General features: G+C 53.4%; 18 protein-coding genes, 3 tRNA genes and 2 pseudogenes. 10 read left to right on the top strand and 13 right to left on the bottom strand.

Going from position 1 to position 17,677, the window contains the following annotated elements; translation table 11 throughout:
* Positions 1 to 178: 178 nt before the first annotated feature.
* Positions 179 to 901 carry a transcriptional regulator SdiA gene (gene sdiA / locus M2433_RS09850; RefSeq protein ID WP_429054643.1) on the top strand — a complete coding sequence of 241 codons (723 nt, stop codon included), beginning with the start codon at positions 179 to 181 and terminating at the stop codon, positions 899 to 901.
* A 66-nt stretch (positions 902 to 967) separates the two neighbouring features.
* On the opposite strand, the gene M2433_RS09845 is transcribed toward sdiA, so the two are convergent.
* Both M2433_RS09845 and M2433_RS09840 read right to left on the bottom strand, forming a co-directional pair.
* Positions 968 to 1,192 carry a DUF2594 family protein gene (locus tag M2433_RS09845; protein ID WP_008500345.1) on the bottom strand — a complete coding sequence of 75 codons (225 nt, stop codon included), beginning with the start codon at positions 1,190 to 1,192 and terminating at the stop codon, positions 968 to 970.
* Between the two features lie 25 nt (positions 1,193 to 1,217).
* Positions 1,218 to 1,286, bottom strand: a pseudogene (locus M2433_RS09840) (hypothetical protein); the annotation flags it as partial.
* Between the two features lie 372 nt (positions 1,287 to 1,658).
* Between M2433_RS09840 and uvrY the strand changes: the two are divergent.
* The 6 genes from uvrY (at position 1,659) to M2433_RS09810 (ending at position 5,195) form a co-directional block, all read left to right on the top strand.
* The gene (uvrY, locus tag M2433_RS09835) at positions 1,659 to 2,315 is read left to right on the top strand and encodes a UvrY/SirA/GacA family response regulator transcription factor (RefSeq protein ID WP_013096026.1); all 657 of its coding nucleotides are present in this window, start codon (positions 1,659 to 1,661) and stop codon (positions 2,313 to 2,315) included.
* Entirely contained in the window at positions 2,312 to 4,144 is a 1,833-nt protein-coding gene (uvrC, locus tag M2433_RS09830; protein WP_429054646.1) for an excinuclease ABC subunit UvrC, read from the top strand. Before uvrY ends, uvrC begins: the two co-directional genes overlap by 4 nt.
* A 56-nt stretch (positions 4,145 to 4,200) precedes the next feature.
* Positions 4,201 to 4,749: a CDP-diacylglycerol--glycerol-3-phosphate 3-phosphatidyltransferase gene (gene pgsA, locus M2433_RS09825; protein ID WP_008500348.1), complete on the top strand. Its 549-nt coding sequence runs from the start codon at positions 4,201 to 4,203 to the stop codon at positions 4,747 to 4,749.
* A 152-nt stretch (positions 4,750 to 4,901) separates the two neighbouring features.
* A tRNA-Gly gene (locus M2433_RS09820) sits at positions 4,902 to 4,977 on the top strand.
* 46 nt (positions 4,978 to 5,023) lie between these two features.
* Positions 5,024 to 5,097, top strand: a tRNA-Cys gene (locus M2433_RS09815).
* Positions 5,098 to 5,108: 11 nt separating this feature from the next.
* A tRNA-Leu gene (locus M2433_RS09810) sits at positions 5,109 to 5,195 on the top strand.
* Positions 5,196 to 5,588: 393 nt separating this feature from the next.
* On the opposite strand, the gene M2433_RS09805 is transcribed toward M2433_RS09810, so the two are convergent.
* From M2433_RS09805 to M2433_RS09775, 7 genes and pseudogenes are all read right to left on the bottom strand, one after another.
* Positions 5,589 to 6,068: a DUF2778 domain-containing protein gene (locus tag M2433_RS09805; RefSeq protein ID WP_059312423.1), complete on the bottom strand. Its 480-nt coding sequence runs from the start codon at positions 6,066 to 6,068 to the stop codon at positions 5,589 to 5,591.
* Positions 6,065 to 6,555: pseudogene (locus M2433_RS09800) on the bottom strand (Hcp family type VI secretion system effector). Before M2433_RS09800 ends, M2433_RS09805 begins: the two are co-directional and overlap by 4 nt.
* A gap of 154 nt (positions 6,556 to 6,709) precedes the next feature.
* Positions 6,710 to 7,426 (bottom strand): ABC transporter ATP-binding protein, encoded by a 717-nt coding sequence (locus M2433_RS09795; protein ID WP_429054648.1) that lies wholly within the window; start codon positions 7,424 to 7,426, stop codon positions 6,710 to 6,712.
* On the bottom strand, positions 7,423 to 8,298 hold the full coding sequence (locus M2433_RS09790; RefSeq protein WP_429054649.1) for an ABC transporter ATP-binding protein: 876 nt from the start codon (positions 8,296 to 8,298) through the stop codon (positions 7,423 to 7,425). The genes M2433_RS09795 and M2433_RS09790 overlap by 4 nt, the downstream gene beginning before the upstream one ends.
* Positions 8,295 to 9,569, bottom strand: a complete 1,275-nt coding sequence (livM, locus tag M2433_RS09785) for a high-affinity branched-chain amino acid ABC transporter permease LivM (protein ID WP_429054651.1) — start codon at positions 9,567 to 9,569, stop codon at positions 8,295 to 8,297. The genes M2433_RS09790 and livM overlap by 4 nt, the downstream gene beginning before the upstream one ends.
* A gap of 11 nt (positions 9,570 to 9,580) precedes the next feature.
* Complete coding sequence (locus tag M2433_RS09780; RefSeq protein WP_047345968.1) at positions 9,581 to 10,495, bottom strand: ABC transporter permease subunit; 915 nt, start codon at positions 10,493 to 10,495, stop codon at positions 9,581 to 9,583.
* A 99-nt stretch (positions 10,496 to 10,594) separates the two neighbouring features.
* Positions 10,595 to 11,716, bottom strand: coding sequence for a branched-chain amino acid ABC transporter substrate-binding protein (locus M2433_RS09775; protein WP_429054652.1), 1,122 nt, complete (start codon positions 11,714 to 11,716; stop codon positions 10,595 to 10,597).
* 425 nt (positions 11,717 to 12,141) lie between these two features.
* Here M2433_RS09775 and M2433_RS09770 point away from each other — a divergent pair, with 425 nt between their 5' ends.
* Positions 12,142 to 12,810, top strand: coding sequence for a YecA family protein (locus M2433_RS09770; protein ID WP_429054654.1), 669 nt, complete (start codon positions 12,142 to 12,144; stop codon positions 12,808 to 12,810).
* A 34-nt stretch (positions 12,811 to 12,844) separates the two neighbouring features.
* Here the strand turns inward: M2433_RS09770 and tyrP are convergent, their stop codons facing one another.
* From tyrP to yecR, 3 genes are all read right to left on the bottom strand, one after another.
* Positions 12,845 to 14,056 carry a tyrosine transporter TyrP gene (tyrP, locus tag M2433_RS09765; RefSeq protein WP_429054655.1) on the bottom strand — a complete coding sequence of 404 codons (1,212 nt, stop codon included), beginning with the start codon at positions 14,054 to 14,056 and terminating at the stop codon, positions 12,845 to 12,847.
* A gap of 242 nt (positions 14,057 to 14,298) precedes the next feature.
* The gene (gene ftnA / locus M2433_RS09760) at positions 14,299 to 14,796 is read right to left on the bottom strand and encodes a non-heme ferritin (RefSeq protein WP_023336146.1); all 498 of its coding nucleotides are present in this window, start codon (positions 14,794 to 14,796) and stop codon (positions 14,299 to 14,301) included.
* A gap of 202 nt (positions 14,797 to 14,998) precedes the next feature.
* Positions 14,999 to 15,337: a YecR family lipoprotein gene (yecR, locus tag M2433_RS09755; protein ID WP_429054657.1), complete on the bottom strand. Its 339-nt coding sequence runs from the start codon at positions 15,335 to 15,337 to the stop codon at positions 14,999 to 15,001.
* 234 nt (positions 15,338 to 15,571) lie between these two features.
* Between yecR and azuC the strand changes: the two genes are divergently transcribed.
* A complete protein-coding gene (azuC, locus tag M2433_RS09750; RefSeq protein ID WP_014884364.1) occupies positions 15,572 to 15,655 on the top strand; it encodes a stress response protein AzuC in 84 nt (27 codons plus the stop codon).
* 109 nt (positions 15,656 to 15,764) lie between these two features.
* Positions 15,765 to 16,016, top strand: a complete 252-nt coding sequence (locus M2433_RS09745; RefSeq protein ID WP_008500405.1) for a DUF2766 family protein — start codon at positions 15,765 to 15,767, stop codon at positions 16,014 to 16,016.
* Positions 16,017 to 16,058: 42 nt separating this feature from the next.
* Here the strand turns inward: M2433_RS09745 and M2433_RS09740 are convergent, their stop codons facing one another.
* On the bottom strand, positions 16,059 to 17,402 hold the full coding sequence (locus M2433_RS09740; protein ID WP_264437917.1) for an anaerobic C4-dicarboxylate transporter: 1,344 nt from the start codon (positions 17,400 to 17,402) through the stop codon (positions 16,059 to 16,061).
* Between the last annotated feature and the right edge of the window lie 275 nt (positions 17,403 to 17,677).

The raw sequence follows: 17,677 nt of genomic DNA, 5'->3' as shown, positions 1-17,677 counted from the left end.
TTATTCTCCCTCTTCGCGCTGTGCCATGTTTTTTTATTCCGCCCTGCTCGGATAAACCTTATCAATAGTAAAGTTAATTGTGCTATTGCCGATATTTTGTAGTTAGAAATAAGTTTTCTGTGTTAGGTTATATTCACCATAATAATGATTATCTTTTCAGAGGCTTCATTTAGTAAGTATGAAGGATTCAGACTTTTTCACCTGGCGACGGGATTGCTCCCTCCGGTTTCAGGAATTGACCTGTACCGACGAGGTATATCAGGAACTACAGAGACAAACTCAGGCGCTGGAATTTGATTATTACGCGCTCTGCGTGCGCCATCCCGTGCCATTTACGCGGCCTAAGATCTCCGTGCAGACCACTTACCCAAAGCAGTGGATGGCGCAATATCAATCCGCGAACTATTTCGCTATTGATCCGGTTTTAAAACCGGAGAATTTCATTCAGGGCCATCTTCCCTGGACAGACGCATTATTCGCTGATGCACAGGAATTATGGCACGGCGCGCAGGATCACGGACTACGCACGGGAATAACGCAGTGCCTGATGCTGCCTAATCATGCGCTCGGCTTCCTGTCGGTTTCCCGTACTAGTGTCCTGGAAGGACCGTTTGCCAGTGAAGAAATAGAATTGCGGTTGCAAATGCTGGTGCAAATGGCCTTAACCTCCCTGATGCGTTTTGAAGATGGGATGGTCATGCCACCCGAAATGAAATTCAGCAAACGCGAGCGGGAAATTTTGAAATGGACTGCGGAAGGGAAGACCTCAGCGGAAATAGCGATCATTCTCTCAATCTCTGAGAATACCGTTAACTTCCATCAAAAAAATATGCAGAAGAAATTCAATGCGCCAAACAAAACGCAGATTGCGTGCTACGCGGCGGCTACGGGAGTGATTTGAGTAGATAAGACGTTCTGCGTGACAGACGAGATAACGGCTGAATGCCCTGCATTCAGCCGTTTTTTGTTACTGGCGGTAGGCTTGTTTGATCTGCTTAACGGTGTTCGCAAATACCGCAGATTCAGCCTGGTCTTCCATCTCCGCGATTTGTTTTTCCATTTTAATGATCACACGACCGGCGTCAGCCTGGCCCATCGCCTGCAGCATCAGCGTCAGCAGCGCTTTCAGGCAGTTTACTTCCTGTGCCAGTTCCTGGTTATTCTCCGCAGTGGCAAATTCAGGTGTGCTCATTTATTTTCCTCATTATTTAACGGCGCTAAAACGCGACGACGAAAGTCAAGGCGGCGGAGTATACCACAAGCTGACGCAAAAAATGCAGCGGTTGTTTTTCGTACTTTTACGCGGATGTTTAATTGCGTAAACAGAGCGAGCCGGTAAACTGAGCCGCTGTATATGGCAATTAATTGTTTATGTCCGGTTCGCTTGTCGTTAATTATTGTTACAAAAATTTGAGAGCTGTTTTTTTGCAGCTCAAGCGTGCAGGGTTTTTGTAACTTTTTGAATACAGATGCTTAAAAAAAGCCGCAACAGCCCTGTATGTACGGACTCTCTTTCCAGGGACTGTACAGGCTAATTTCCAAAAACGAGAGCGAAATCGAATAGCCGGTTTTTTAACGTTTTAATCTTGTGAGGAAAACCGTTAATATAAACCAAATTATCACTCAGTAGCGTTATCCCTATTCTGGAGACATTTCCTTTGATCAACGTCCTTCTTGTTGATGACCACGAACTGGTGCGCGCAGGGATACGACGCATTCTTGAAGATATTAAAGGTATTAAAGTTGCCGGTGAGGCGTGCTGTGGCGAAGATGCCGTAAAATGGTGCCGCACAAACTCCGCCGACGTGGTACTGATGGATATGAACATGCCCGGTATCGGTGGTCTTGAAGCAACGCGCAAAATCGCGCGTACCTTTGTTGATACGAAAGTCATCATGCTGACCGTGCATACCGAGAATCCACTGCCTGCGAAAGTGATGCAGGCGGGCGCCGCGGGTTACCTGAGTAAAGGTGCTGCACCCCAGGAAGTGGTTAATGCTATCCGTTCCGTGTTTGCCGGGCAGCGCTACATTGCTTCCGACATTGCTCAGCAGATGGCGCTGAGCCAGATCGAGCCCGAGAAAACCGAATCGCCGTTTGCCAGTTTGTCCGAGCGTGAATTGCAGATTATGCTGATGATCACCAAAGGTCAGAAGGTGAATGAGATCTCGGAACAGCTGAATCTCAGCCCGAAAACGGTGAACAGCTATCGTTACCGAATGTTCAGTAAACTGAACATTCATGGTGATGTTGAACTGACGCATCTGGCCATCCGACATGGTTTATGTAATGCGGAGACGTTGTTAAGTCAGTGAGTGATGTGTTCGATTCAAAAGCATTTCTAAAAACCGTAACCAGCCAGCCTGGCGTCTATCGCATGTATGACGCTGGCGGTACGGTTATCTACGTGGGGAAGGCCAAAGATCTAAAAAAACGCCTCTCCAGCTACTTTCGCAGCAACCTTGCTTCCCGTAAGACCGAAGCGCTGGTCTCACTCATTCAGAATATCGATGTTACCGTCACGCACACGGAGACAGAAGCGCTGCTGCTTGAGCACAACTATATAAAGCTCTACCAGCCGCGCTATAACGTCCTGTTGCGTGATGATAAATCCTATCCGTTTATCTTTCTCAGCGGCGACACCCATCCGCGCCTTGCCATGCACCGCGGTGCTAAACATGCGAAGGGTGAATATTTTGGGCCGTTTCCTAACGGCTACGCCGTGCGCGAAACGCTGGCGCTGCTGCAAAAAATCTTCCCGATCCGCCAGTGTGAAAACAGCGTCTACCGTAACCGCTCCCGCCCGTGCCTGCAGTATCAGATTGGGCGCTGCCTGGGGCCCTGCGTTGCCGGGCTGGTAAGTGAAGAAGAGTATGCGCAGCAGGTGGAGTATGTGCGCCTGTTTTTAGCCGGAAAAGACGATCAGGTGTTAACGCAGCTGATCGAACGGATGGAAAAAGCCAGCGCCGCCCTTGAGTTCGAAGAGGCCGCGCGAATCCGCGACCAGATCCAGGCGGTGCGCAGAGTCACTGAGAAACAGTTTGTCTCAAATACCGGTGACGATCTCGACGTCATCGGGGTGTCCTTCGACGCCGGGATGGCCTGCGTGCACGTTCTCTTTATTCGCCAGGGCAAAGTGCTCGGCAGCCGCAGCTATTTCCCGAAAGTGCCTGGCGGCACCGAGCTGGGTGAAGTGGTGGAAACCTTTGTCGGCCAGTTCTATCTGCAGGGAAGTCAGATGCGCACGCTGCCTTCTGAGATCCTGCTTGATTTCAATCTCGACGATAAAACCCTGCTGGCCGATTCGCTTTCCGAACTTGCCGGCCGTCGGGTCAATGTACAAACCAAGCCGCGCGGCGACAGGGCGCGTTACCTGAAGCTGGCGCGGACCAACGCGGCGACGGCGCTCACGACGAAACTGTCTCAGCAATCGACGGTGAACCAGCGCTTAACGGCCCTGGCGACGCTGCTGAAGCTGCCGGAAGTGAGGCGTATGGAGTGTTTCGACATCAGCCATACGATGGGTGAACAGACGGTTGCGTCCTGCGTGGTGTTTGATGCCAATGGTCCGCTGCGCGCCGAGTACCGTCGCTACAACATCACCGGCATCACGCCGGGCGATGACTATGCGGCGATGAATCAGGTGCTGCGTCGTCGCTATGGTAAAGCCATTGAAGAGAGCAAGATCCCGGATGTGATCCTGATTGACGGTGGGAAAGGGCAGCTTGGCCAGGCGAAAGCGGTATTTGAATCGCTTGACGTCAGCTGGGATAAAAACCATCCGCTGCTGCTGGGTGTCGCTAAAGGGGCCGATCGTAAGGCCGGCCTGGAGACACTGTTTTTTGAGCCGGAAGGTGAGGGCTTTAGCCTGCCGCCAGACTCCCCGGCGCTGCACGTCATCCAGCATATTCGCGATGAGTCGCACGACCATGCCATCAGCGGCCACCGTAAAAAACGGGCGAAGGTGAAAAATACCAGTACCCTGGAAACGATTGAAGGCGTGGGGCCGAAGCGTCGGCAGATGCTGCTGAAGTATATGGGCGGATTGCAAGGATTACTCAACGCCAGCATGGAGGAAATTGCAAAAGTGCCGGGTATTTCGCAAGGGCTGGCAGAAAAGATCTACTACTCGTTGAAACATTGAGGGCTCTGTAGCAACATAGAGCTAAATTTTACTGACAACAAATAGTTACCGTTACTATGCAATATAATATCCCTACGTTGCTCACCCTCTTTCGTGTTGTACTCATCCCGTTCTTTGTACTGGCGTTTTACCTGCCGGTCGTCTGGGCACCTTTTGCCTGCGCACTGATCTTCCTGATTGCAGCGGTCACCGACTGGTTCGATGGCTATCTGGCCCGCCGCTGGAACCAAAGCACCCGTTTCGGTGCCTTCCTCGATCCGGTAGCGGATAAAGTCATGGTCGCTATCGCGATGGTGCTGGTGGCCGAGCACTATCATACCTGGTGGGTAACGCTGCCGGCAGCAACCATGATCGGCCGTGAGATCATCATCTCCGCGCTGCGCGAGTGGATGGCTGAACTGGGCAAACGCAGCAGCGTGGCGGTCTCCTGGATTGGTAAAGTGAAAACGACCGCGCAGATGGCGGCGCTGGTCTGGATGCTCTGGCGTCCGAACGCCTGGGTTGAATGGGCGGGAATTGGTCTGCTGTGGGTGGCGGCAGTGCTGACGCTGTGGTCAATGCTGCAGTATTTGAACGCTGCGCGCGGGGATTTGCTTGATCAGTGATCGTTTCGCCGTAATTTTCAGCAAACGATCCGGGGATGCAAAAAATAACGTTGACTCATAACGTCATATCAGTAGAATGCAACGCATCGAACGGCGGCACAGCAAGCCGGACGATAATGAAATCAAGTGTTTAGAAGTTAACTTGATGACATGCGGGAATAGCTCAGTTGGTAGAGCACGACCTTGCCAAGGTCGGGGTCGCGAGTTCGAGTCTCGTTTCCCGCTCCAGATTAAAGACATGCGCAGTAGCGGGTGTCAGTTTGAAAGATTTAACGGCGCGTTAGCAAAGCGGTTATGTAGCGGATTGCAAATCCGTCTAGTCCGGTTCGACTCCGGAACGCGCCTCCACTTTCTTCCCTGGCCGGATGGTGGAATCGGTAGACACAAGGGATTTAAAATCCCTCGGCGTTCGCGCTGTGTGGGTTCAAGTCCCACTCCGGCTACCATGGGAAAACTAGAATAAAATCAATGATAAGCAGTGTCGTATAAACCACCGAAAGGTGGTTTTTTATTTCATTTGCGTTACTTCAGCATTTTCACTGTGCCATTTTCCGTTTCCGAGTCAAAAAAGCCTTCGAGGCTCTACGCCTGAAGGCTCATAAATCACATTCGTTTTACTACTTTCCTTACTAACAAACCAGTAAGAATCGCCGGAAGCAATCCAATCAAAGAGGCGATATCTACTAACGTATCCTCCAATTCTTCTATCCCGTGTGTGCCGAAATGATCCATCACTGTATAAGCCCATTCGGCAGGTATCAAAATAAAAAGCCATCGCGTATATAAAACAAAGCTGATAAGGCCGATTGCGAGGCTAAAAAGGATTTCTATAAAAGTCCTCATGTTACAGTTATTGTCCCGTAAGCTTTAAAGCTCGTGCAAGGTACCGGCATCATGGTTGTTTTCATGAGGGCGTCACGGAGATAGTCAAAGTCACTCAGATGGAGCAGGGTTATACATCCTTCGCTTAACCCCCTCGGGCCAATAGGATGAAGTCGAAAATGCCCGCGCCTCACTCCTTCAACAAACACTTGATCATCTATTTGCCAGTCATCTTTATATAGGGCAAACCAGGTTGAGCGATCGGTGCCATAAACATTTTTAAGGGCAAAATCATTTAAGCTTCCTAACCTGCCCCCACTCTGTCGGTTCACAATGAAGTACCGTCCGGGCGGTATCGGACCGATTTCTGGCTTGCTTACCATCGTCGGATTGTTTCTGCCGTAGAGTTGACCAGAGAATGCCGGAAAGTTTCCTACACCTGGAACTGTAAGGATAGATGACGGTAAGCCATTCAATGCGTAGCGGGCAATAATCATGCTGTAACCCGAATATTCCAGCCGTCTGTAAACTGGATATTCCCGTCGCAGTGCTTCCAGGTGATTTTCTCGTAACGCAGCTCTATCGCCTCAAGATGGTTGTGTTTTCCCTTGAGGGATTTTTTACGTTATGCATAACAGGCGTTATCCCTACGATTTTCACATTTTCTAAAAGCATGTTGAAATACTCAACTTCCTGCCCTGCATCGTTGACACGGTACCATTTGATTTCAGCTGATTTTAGGGTCTGGCCAGTTGCTACAGCCCGGTAAAGGTAAGGAGAGGATGAATCAAACTCTTTTTCGATTGTTAGTGGGGAGTGGATGCGGGTGCCGGTTAGTTTCCCCGTATTGCCATCGGTTGGAATGTGCAAACCATGACCGAACGATAAAACCTCAATACTACCTTCACGGTATTGAACATCGACAGACCCTTTGATGTTTGCGCCACCGTCATCTTTAAGCCAAAGGTATGCGGGTATAGCCATTCTGAACGCTCCTTTTCAGTGAGTTTAACGTGATTGTCAGAGACTAATAAATCAACAAACTCAGACCTTCTCAAGGCATTGCGTGCTATACTTTTAGTGAATATCTCATTGTTATTTATATGAAAATATTTTTAACGGTTCCTTTCGTATCAAATCATACCCCGCCCAAATAAGCCTTCCTGACCTCCTGATTGCCCAGCAATTCCTCACCGCTGCCGCTTAGCCGGATCTGTCCATTGACCATCACGTAACCGCGGTCAGACAGCTTCAACGCGTGATGCGCATTCTGCTCCACCAGAAAAATGGTCATCCCGCTACGGGCCAGCTCGCGCAGCGTCTGGAAGATCTGTTTCACCACTATTGGGGCTAAGCCCAGGCTCGGTTCATCCAGCAGCAGCAGCTTCGGACGGCTCATCAGCGCCCGGGCGATCGCCAGCATCTGCTGTTCACCGCCGGACATCGTCATTGCGCGCTGCTTTCGACGCTCTTTCAGGCGAGGGAAGAGGTCAAACATGGTTTGCATATCGTCAGCGGCAAACTGGCTGCCGATGGGGATGGTGCCCATCAGCAGGTTCTCTTCAACGGTCATATCGGGAAAGATACGTCGTCCCTCAGGTGCCTGCGCAATGCCGCCGGAGGCGACGTAGTGGGTGGATTTATGGCTGATATCCTCACCACTGAAAAGGATCTGCCCGTTGCGGATACGGGGCTGGCCAAAGATGGACATCAGCAGCGTCGATTTCCCGGCTCCGTTTGCGCCAATCAGCGCCACGGTTTCACCTTTATTGACCTCGAGAGATACCTGTTTCAGCGCCTGAATGACGCCGTAGAACACATCCACTTCGCGAAATGCCAGCAGCGGTTCGCTCATAGGGTGACCTCGCTTTCGTCAGTGCCCAGGTAGGCGGCAATCACCTTTTCATCATGCTGGATCTGCTCGGGTTTTCCTCTGGCAATCACATCGCCGTGGTCGAGTACGATAATGTCGTCTGAAATCTCCATCACCATCCCCATATCGTGTTCAATCAGTAATACCGTGATGTCATGGCGATCCCGCAGAAAGCGAATAATGCTGCTCAGCTTGTGCGTTTCAACCGGGTTAAGCCCGGCAGCGGGTTCATCCAAGCAGATCATTTCCGGCCCGGTGCACATTGCTCGCGCAATTTCCAGACGCCGCTGCTGGCCGTACGACATCTCTCCCGCCAGGCGATTGGCGCACTCCACCAGATCCACCACTTCCAGCCAGTAGAAGGCCCGGTCCAGGGCATCGCTTTCCGCCCGACGGTATGAAGGCGTATTTAAGATCCCGGCGAGCAGATTGCGGTTTACGCGCATATGCTGTGCGACCAGCAGGTTTTCCACCACCGACATCTCGCGAAAAAGGCGGATATTTTGAAACGTGCGGGCCAGCCCTGCGCGGTTGACCAGGTGCGTTCCGCCAAACATTTTGTAGAAAAGACGCTGCCCTAACTGGGCGGGATGGATCCAGTCGCCGGGCTGGAATTTTTGTCCGAGTACCTGAATGACGTTGGTCGTTTTATTGCGGGTATTAAATAAAATGTTGCCGCCCGAGGCTCGGTAGAAGCCCGTCAGGCAGTTAAACACGGTAGTTTTTCCCGCTCCGTTGGGCCCAATAAGGGTGGTAATTGACCCGCGCTGAACGTCGAGATTGACGTCGTTTAGCGCTTTAATCCCGCCGAAGTGCATCATCAGGTGTTCAACGCGCAATATCGTTTCGTTCATGGCGCGACGCCCTTACGCACGGCAAACCCGCTGCGGTTAATGCGGATCAAACCGCGTGGACGCCAGATCATCATCACCACCATGAGCATGCCAAACAGCAGGACGCGGTACTCTGCAAAACTGCGCAGCAGTTCTGGCGTGACCGTGAGCGCAAAGGCAGCCAGCACCACGCCCAGCGTCGAGCCCATGCCGCCCAGCACGACGATGGCGAGGATCAGCGCGGATTCAAAAAACGTGAATGAGGTTGGGTTTACGAACCCCTGGTAGGTCGCGAAGAACACCCCGGCAATGCCCGCGGTCGACGCGCCCAGCGTAAACGCCGACAGCTTGACCAGAACATGATTCAGCCCCATTGAGCGACAGGCAATTTCGTCTTCACGCAGGGCTTCCCACGCCCGGCCAATCGGCATTCGCGTCAGGCGGTGCTTGATATAGAGCACCAGCATCACCACCAGAAACAGCACCGCGTAGATAAAGATAAATTTCATGTTCGGGTTGTAGGTCAGGTGGAAGAACTCGTGAAACGGCACCCCACCTTCTTTCGCGCGCCGACCAAATTCCAGACCGAAGAAGGTGGGGGGAGGGGCCGACACGCCGTTAGGCCCGCCGGTTAAGGTCAGCCAGTTGTTCAGGATCAGGCGAATAATCTCCCCGAACCCAAGAGTGACGATGGCCAGATAGTCACCGTGCATGCGCAGCACCGGGAAGCCGAGCAGGGCACCCGCGGCGGCGGCCATGATTGCCGCCAGCGGCAGCATGCTCCAGAAGCCCAAGCCGAGATACTGGTACCCCAGCGCCAGGCCGTAAGCGCCAATCGCGTAGAAAGCGACGTATCCCAGGTCCAGCAGGCCGGCCAGACCCACGACGATGTTCAGCCCGAGACCCAGAAGCACGTAGATCAGCCCGAGGATGGCGACGGTCAGCACATATTTGGTGGCGACAAACGGGAAGCAAACCGCAAGGGTAATCACCAGAGGAATAATCCAGCGCATGCGGCTTTTGTATTCCGGTGGACGGACATACACGCCTGCGCTGTTGGCTTCGAAGCGCGCCTGGAAACGGGCGCCGGCAGGGGTACCTAAAAAAGCGCTCAACAGAAAACGGCCCAGCATTACAATGCCGACCATCCAGGCCAGGCGCTGGCCGGCGAAGTGAAAGCTGTACCCGTCCAGCACCACGCCCGCAATGGGGCCGAAGATAATCAGCGCAATCAGCCCGGAAAAAATCGCGTCCAGAATGCAGCGTTTAAGCGAAAAAGCGTGCGATACCATGTCGTTCTCCCTCACACTTTGGCCACAATCGGGCGCCCAAGCAGCCCCTGGGGACGGAAAATCAGGATCATGACCAGCAGCCCAAACGAGAAGACATCCTTATAGTCGGAGTTCACCATGCCCGAGAACTGCGCTTCCGCCACGCCGAGGATAAGGCCGCCGAGCATCGCGCCGGGCAGAGAACCGATGCCGCCCAGTACCGCCGCCGTAAAGGCTTTTATGCCGATCACAAACCCGACGTAGAAATCAAAGGTGCCGTAATTCATGGTGATCAGCACGCCCGCCAGGCCGGCCATCGCCGCGCCGATGACAAAGACCAGCGAAATGATCCGGTCGGTGTTAATGCCCAGAATGGAGGCCATTTTTCGATCCTGCTGCACCGCGCGGCACATCCGCCCCAGCCGGGTATGGTTGATTATCCAGGTGAGCACCAGCATGCCGGCAAACGAGGCGAGCAGAATAAATACTTTGGTGTAGGTTATCTGAACAAACCCGTCGCCCAGATGCAGTCGAATAACGCCGTCCAGCATGGTTGGCACCCCCTGCTGGCGCGGGCCCTGGCTCAGCTGCGCGTAGTTTTGCAGGATAAGCGACATTCCGATGGCGGAGATAAGCGGCGCCAGGCGCGTGGAGTTTCGCAGCGGCTTGTAGGCGATACGCTCGATAGTCCAGCCGTACACGCCGGTTACCACAATGGTGAACACCAGCGTCCCGAGGATCAGCAGCGGGAACGACTGCAGGCCGAAGAAGGAGAGCAGCGCCAGGCCAATGGCGCAGAGATAGGCGGAAATCATATACACTTCGCCGTGGGCGAAATTAATCATGCCGATAATGCCGTACACCATGGTGTAGCCGATGGCGATCAGGCCGTAGACGGAGCCCAGCGTTAAGCCATTGATTAACTGTTGCAGGAAGAATGTACTCATTTTAGCGCGCTCGTTTTATAGGCTGCGCGAGCCGCGCAGCCTGATGTTTATTACGCGCCGGCAGGCAGGCCCGCCGACGTTGAGCGTGACTCCGTCCCGTTACTGCACTTCCTTATATTTTCCTTTGTCGTCCCACTGGTAAACCACATAGTCAGAGACCTTCAGGTCGCCTTTGCTGTCCCAGGCTTTTTTGCCCATCACCGTGTCGACGGAGTTGGCTTTCAGCCACTCGCTGGCTTTGGCTGAGTCCTTGCCGCCGGTGGCCTTGAAGGCCGCAGCAATCGCCTGTACGGAAGCATAGGAGTAGAGGGTGTAACCTTCCGGCTCAAATTTACCGGCGCGGAATTTCTCGATAACCGCTTTACCATCCGGGATCAGGCGCGGATCTTTACCGAAGGTCATGTAAATGCCGTTGGTGTACTGCGGGCCGCCCGCGGCGGTGACCATCTCTTCGTTGACGATACAGTCGCCTGAGAAGAATTTCGCCTGCACGCCCTGTTCACGCATCTGGCGAACCAGCGGGCCGGCTTCCGGATGACATCCGCCGAAGAACACCACGTCCGGTTTTTGTGCGCCAATTTTGGTGACCAGCGCGTTGAAGTCTTTTTCACCGCGCGAGAGACCCTCGTACATCACATCCTGAACACCGCGTTTTGCCAGCGCCGCTTTGGTAGCATCAGCCAGACCTTGCCCATAGGTGTCTTTATCGTGAATGATGACCACGCGTTTGGCTTTAAGCTTGTCGATGATGAAGTCGCTGGCAACCTGACCCTGCTGGTCATCTCGACCGCACATGCGGAACATGTCGCTCATGCCGCGTTCGGTAATCAGCGGGTTGGTCGAGCCGGGGGTGATGGCGATGATCCCCGCATCGCTGTATACCTCGGAGGCGGGCATCGTGGAAGAGGAGCAGAAATGGCCGACCACGGCGCTGACTTTATCCTGGTCAACTAAACGGTTGGCGACGGCCACGGCCTGCTTAGGCTCGCAGGCGTCATCGCCCTGAACCAGTTTGATCTTCTCACCGTTAATGCCGCCGGCGGCGTTTATGTCTTCAGCGGCCTGCGTTGCGCCGTGCCAGTACTGATCGCCATAGGTGGCATTAGGACCCGTGAACGGACCGGCCACGCCAATCACAATATCGGCCCTGGCGGAAAACGCCGTCACCAGGCAGCCGGCCAACACGAGAGAAAGAGGAGTTCTGATAAATTTCAGCGACATTATTATGTTCCTTAGCAAAGAGGTTTTTGCACCACGGCGTAAACCCGAACGCCCGACGGCGCAGCCAATCCAAAACACGAACAAGAACAAAATGCACTAAACGAACAAGATACAGACGGCATCCTGCATATTACGGCGAGGTTTCCCTGCGCAGCATCGCGCGAAGAACAGCAAGCAAAAACGTTGCCAGAATGGTTAACCCATTGACGAGCCTATGACCTGTTTGAGTATAGAGCGCCGCGTTATGCCGCCCTGCGGGAGGAGAAGAAATTACAGCGGAGATCACATATCGTTAACAATAAAGCCCATAAGTTGTGCAATGCTCACGATTTGCACGTTTTTGCAGCAATAAAGACCTAAACTTCCGCCCGGAGAGGCGTGAGATATGTGTTAGGATCGTTTCCTTTTTATCAGGAGTGTCAGCGATGACTGAAGGCCCATTAAATGAAAGCGAAATGGCGTGGCTTGAAGAGACGTTAATGTCTTACGGTCATGATGATGCGTCCGTCATTGACGTATCCGAGCTGGACGGCATGCTCACCGCAGTGCTTTCCGGCCCTGTTGTCGTTGAGCCAGATGCCTGGCTGGTGGCGGTGTGGGGTGGCGAGAAATACATTCCGCGCTGGAAAAACGATCGTGAGATGAACCGTTTTATCGATCTCTGCTTTAAGCACATGAACGATATTGCCGAGCGCCTGAGCGAATATCCGGATCAGTTTGAACCGATGTTTGGGTATAACGACGTAGACGGTGAAAGCTATACCGTTGTGGAAGAGTGGTGCTACGGCTACATGCGCGGCGTGGCGCTGACGGACTGGTCAGCCTTGCCGGAAGCGCTGAAGGCCGATCTTGATGTGATTGCGCTGCACGGTACGGAAGAGAACAGCGAAAAGCTGGATGCGCTGACCGAAGAAGACTATATGGCCAGCATTGAGCATATTCAGCCTGCGGCGCTGCGCTTGTATAACTACTGGGTCAACAACCCGCAGCAGCCGGAAGTGAAGAAGCCGACGGTGAACGGCACCAAGGTTGGGCGTAACGATCCGTGTCCCTGCGGCAGCGGGAAGAAGTTTAAGAGCTGCTGTTTGCACTGATAAAAAAAGGGGCTGATGATAGCCCCTTTTTTATTTAACCCACTTCCGGCAGCATTCCCGCTGCAATCAACACCTGCACCAGAATAATCACCACTCCACAGGCAAACACAACGCACAGCAGCGGTTTGCCCCCCGCCACGCGGTATCCCTGCTGCGGATGCTGCAGGCGGCTCTTCCATGCCAGCAGGGAAGGGAGGAGCAGAGCAAGAACCGACAGCGCCACCCCTGCGTATCCCAGAGCCATCACAAACCCGCGCGGATAAAATAGCGCGAATGCCAGCGGCGGCAGGAAGGTAATTGCCCCGGTCTGTAAGCGCCCGGCGGCGGTATTGCGACGCTGGAACAGATCGGCCAGGTAATCAAACAGGCCAAGCGCCACGCCCAGGAACGAGGTCGCCAGCGCCAGGTCGGCAAACAGGTGTACCGCCAGCTCAACGTGCGGGGAGGTGACGACCTCGCGCAGTGCCAGCAGAAAACCGTTCAGGCCCGCGTGCTGGGCCATCAGCCCAATAAAGGTTGAAGAGTCAATGCTGCCCAGCGTGACCAGCTGCCAGAAAATATAGGCGATCAGCGGGATCGCGCTGCCGATGACAAAGACGCGGCGCAGCTTGCGAATATCGCCGTTCATATAGCTGACGATGCTCGGCACGCTGCCGTGGAAGCCAAACGAGGTGAAGATGACCGGGATGGCGGAAAGCGCCAGCCCTTTTTCCAGCGGCAGCGTCAGCAGGTTGACCTTATGTACATGCGGCGCCAGCAGGACCAGCATGACAATCAGGAACAGAATTTTGGCGCTGAACAGAAAACGGTTAAACAGATCGACCAGCGATGTCCCCACGCAGACCACGCCGCCGCCGATGAGCGCAAAGAAGATAGCCCCCGTCGCAGGGGTAATGTCAGAGCCGAACCAGTCATTAACGCTGGAGGCGATCAACTCCCCGGCGCCGCTGATGTAGGCGGCGGTCAGGGCATACATCAGGAACATCATGCTAAAGCCGGTGATCCACTGGCCGTAACGTCCCAGGTAGCGTGCCGCAAGTGAACCCAGGCCGGTGTCGGCGGGCACGTGCTGGTAAACCTCAAGCAGCAGCAGGGCGGTGTAACACATCAAGGCCCAGAGCGTACCCAGCAGCAGCAGGGTCATGCCAAATCCCACGCCTGCGGCCGCCAGGGGCATTGCCAGCATTCCTGCGCCAATTGTCGTTCCGGCGACGATAAAAATACTTCCCAGGGTTCTGTTTTTCACGCTTTCCTCTACAACGACGCTTAACCGCAACAAAATCTGCGGCGCAGAGTAAGGCAAAAGCAGTAATTCGTCAAACCACCGTTACAAGGGGTGTAATGCAAGGTTTACGCATTGCGCTGCCGCCAGTCCGACGTGGGGCAAGGGTCAGGCGTGACGTAAACAAGGCGTACAGGAAATAAAAGGGAGGTGATGAGGGGGAAGGGTAAATTAACGCGGTGCCGGAAAGCAGCACCGCATTGATATTAATTCTGCGTATCCAGAGTGGAAAGTTCTTTATCAATAAAGTAAAGACCTTCGCCTGATTTACCCACCAGAGATAATTTATCCAGAACGGATTTAAACAGCTTCTCTTCTTCGTGCTGTTCTGCGACGTACCACTGCAGGAAATTAAAGGTGGGATAATCCTGGCTGGTCATAGCGGCATGAACCAGTTCGTTGATTTTCTGCGTGATCAGCTGCTCGTGCTCGTAGGTGGCGCGGAACAGTTCGTCGAGAGAATTATATTCAGCAAAAGGGGATGTCACGGTTTCAATGCGCGGCAGGCTGCCCGTATCTGTCAGATAATCAAACAGACGCTGCATATGGGTCATCTCTTCCTGAGCGTGACGACGCAGAAACGCAGCTGCGCCTTCGAAGCTGTGGTAGCTACACCAGGCGCTCATCTGCTGGTAGAGGAGAGACGAAAAAAGCTCAAGGTTCATTTGTGCGTTGAGCTTGTCGATCATTTCAGTTTTCAGCATGGTGGCGCTCCGGGTTATTATTTCTGGTTCACAATGAGCGACACTATAATTTGTTATTTAATTATTTGCAAAACGTAAAATAATTATTTCTTTATTTAAAATACGAATGGGAATAAAACGCATTGGCGATATTTATATTTATTAATGAGAATTGTTTTTGTTCGTAATAAAATAAACCGCCAGCAAACGCTGGCAGCCTTGATCAATACCACGGATTATTTGACTTAGGGTTAACGGCATACCCCATACATTTGTACTGGATGGTCACGCTCTCGTTCAGACACAACGCGCCGCTGGTCAGGGTGCAGGTTTTGATGGGCTGACCATACGCTGAAGCAGTGGCATACCCCATGCTCTGACACGCTTTTGCCGCCGTGCCGTTATTCACATACTCATCGGAATACGCATTTTGCAGCACTGCCTGGCCGTAGTTGAGGCGGACGATGCCGTTCGGCGCGTCGAGGCTGCTGACTTCAGCCTGGCGGTTAATACTGCACCCTGCGAGCAGCAGGAGCGTGCCGGCTACAATGACTCTTTTCATGGTTCGCTCTGAGTGGATGGAAATACGTTATCGTACCCGCAGATGCCCGCAGCAATGCCTGGAATAGCCGGACAATCTGCCCTCACTCTTCGCAACGGGTCAGAGATGAACACTATCAGGCCACATGCCGGAAAAATTGTGATGGGCATCACAAAAATATTGATTTTTGTGACGATGGTCATATTATAGGCACGTTGATAATAAAGTTGTATAACAAGTTAATGGAGCCTCATCGTGAAACTGCGCAAAATCCTGAAAAGCATGTGGGCCAATTACTGCCGCACGTTCAAAGACGTGCCGCCGGGCGCCATGTTCTGATAAAAAAACCTGCTTCGGCAGGTTTTTTTGTCTTTGCAGACGACGAAGGGGAGATGAAAGGGGCTGCGTTTTGCTACTATGGCGGCCTTTAAATAAGGAGAACGCCCCCATGTCACAAAACCTGAGCGCCGATCAGGAGCTGGTGTCTGACGTTGTTGCATGCCAGCTGGTTATCAAACAAATCCTTGATGTTCTGGACGTGATTGCGCCGGTTGAAGTGCGCGAGAAGATGTCTACACAGCTGAAAAACATCGATTTCGCCAGCCATCCTGCTGCCGCTGACCCGGTTACGCTTCGTGCGATCCAGAAGGCTATTGCGCTGATTGAACTGCGATTCACGCCGCAGGGTGAGTCCCACTAAAGCGGGCAGATGGGCGACAGTCTGTGTCGCCCGTTGATGCCGCTAAAAGAATGTCTGGACCAGCAGGTAGCTCGCCGCGCACGCGCAGCTTACCCCAATCAGCCCCGGCAAAATAAAGCTGTGGTTGATGATAAATTTGCCGATGCGGGTGGTGCCGGAACGGTCAAAGCCGATGCAGGCCAAATCGCTCGGATAGGTCGGCAGGACAAAATAGCCGTATGAGGCCGGGAAAAAGGCGATCAGCATTTTCGGATCGATGCCCAACATCAGACCCATCGGCGCAACGGCCGTCAGCGCAGCCGCCTGGCTGTTCACCAGTTTTGACACCAGAAACAGGACAATCGCATACGTCCACGGGTGGCTTTTCACCACGCCTTCCAGCGCCAGCTTTAGCTCGTCGAGATGCGCCTGGAAAAAGGTATCGCTCATCCACGCCACGCCGAACACCGAGAAGATCGCGACCATTCCTGCCTTGAACACCGCGCCGTTTGAAATCGCGGACGCATTGACCTTGCAGGCCATCAGCATCACGGCGCCCGCAATCAGCATCATCATCTGGATGACAAGGTTCATCGACAGCGCCGTCATTTTGCCCTTCAGTTCAAAGGCGGGGCGCAGTTCAGGAAATGCTCCCAGCAGAACGACCACGGCAATACCGGCAAAGAAAATCCACGTGGACCAGTAGGCCTGTTTTGGGAAACGTTGATCCATTAACGTCTCCGTTCCGCCATAGATAAACTCGCGCTGCTTTGGATCTTTCAGCTTTTCCTGAAACTCTGCGTCGTCAGCCAGATCTTTTCCGCGGCGCAAGCTCCACAGGGCCGCAATGGCCACGCCGAAAAGGGAAGCGGGAACCGACACGGCGAGTATTTCAAGTATCCCCCACGCGTGACCGATCCCATGCTGGGCCGCCAGGATGGAGACCAGCGACACGACGGCAACGGAAACGGGGGAGGCCGTAATCGCCATCTGCGATGCCACCGATGCCACGGCCATTGGGCGCTCCGGGCGGATCCCTTTTTTCAGCGCGATATCCGCAATGATGGGAAACATGGTGTACACCACGTGCCCGGTTCCGCACAGGAAGGTGAGCATCCAGGTGGTAAACGGGGCGAGCAGGGTGATGTGCTGCGGGTGTTTGCGCAGCAGACGTTCGGCAAACTGCATCATGACGTTGAGGCCGCCCGCCGTTTGCAGGGTAGCCGCGCAGCCAATCACCGCGAGAATAGTCAGCATAACGTCGACCGGCGGCTTGCCCGGCTGCAGGCCAAAGACAAAACATAAAATAAATAGACCAATACCGCTTATTAACCCAAGCCCCATCCCGCCGAAACGTGTACCCGTCAGCAGGCAGAGGAGAATGACAACAAACTCAATGGTGATCATGATGCTCCCTCGTCAATGATTATGTAATTAAATAAATCATTACACGTTGTAGGGTTAATCATTGGGAGCAAGATCTGATTTGTTAAATTTCAGCAAAAGCAGGAGGTTGGAGACAGGGAAGGGAGTCCAGCCTCCGGTGGGCTGAGGGATCCCCATAAAATGATGCCTGCTCAGACGGCCCCCTCTCCCTTGAGGGTGTACGGTCCGGGGACATAGTGAACACTTGTTCGGGGACATGGTAGACACTTACAACTAAGGCATAAGAACCCGTTTAT

This window comes from Enterobacter sp. AC1 (assembly GCF_050434705.1).
Taxonomy (GTDB): domain Bacteria; phylum Pseudomonadota; class Gammaproteobacteria; order Enterobacterales; family Enterobacteriaceae; genus Enterobacter; species Enterobacter cloacae_L.
This window is presented reverse-complemented; position numbering and strand designations above follow the sequence as displayed.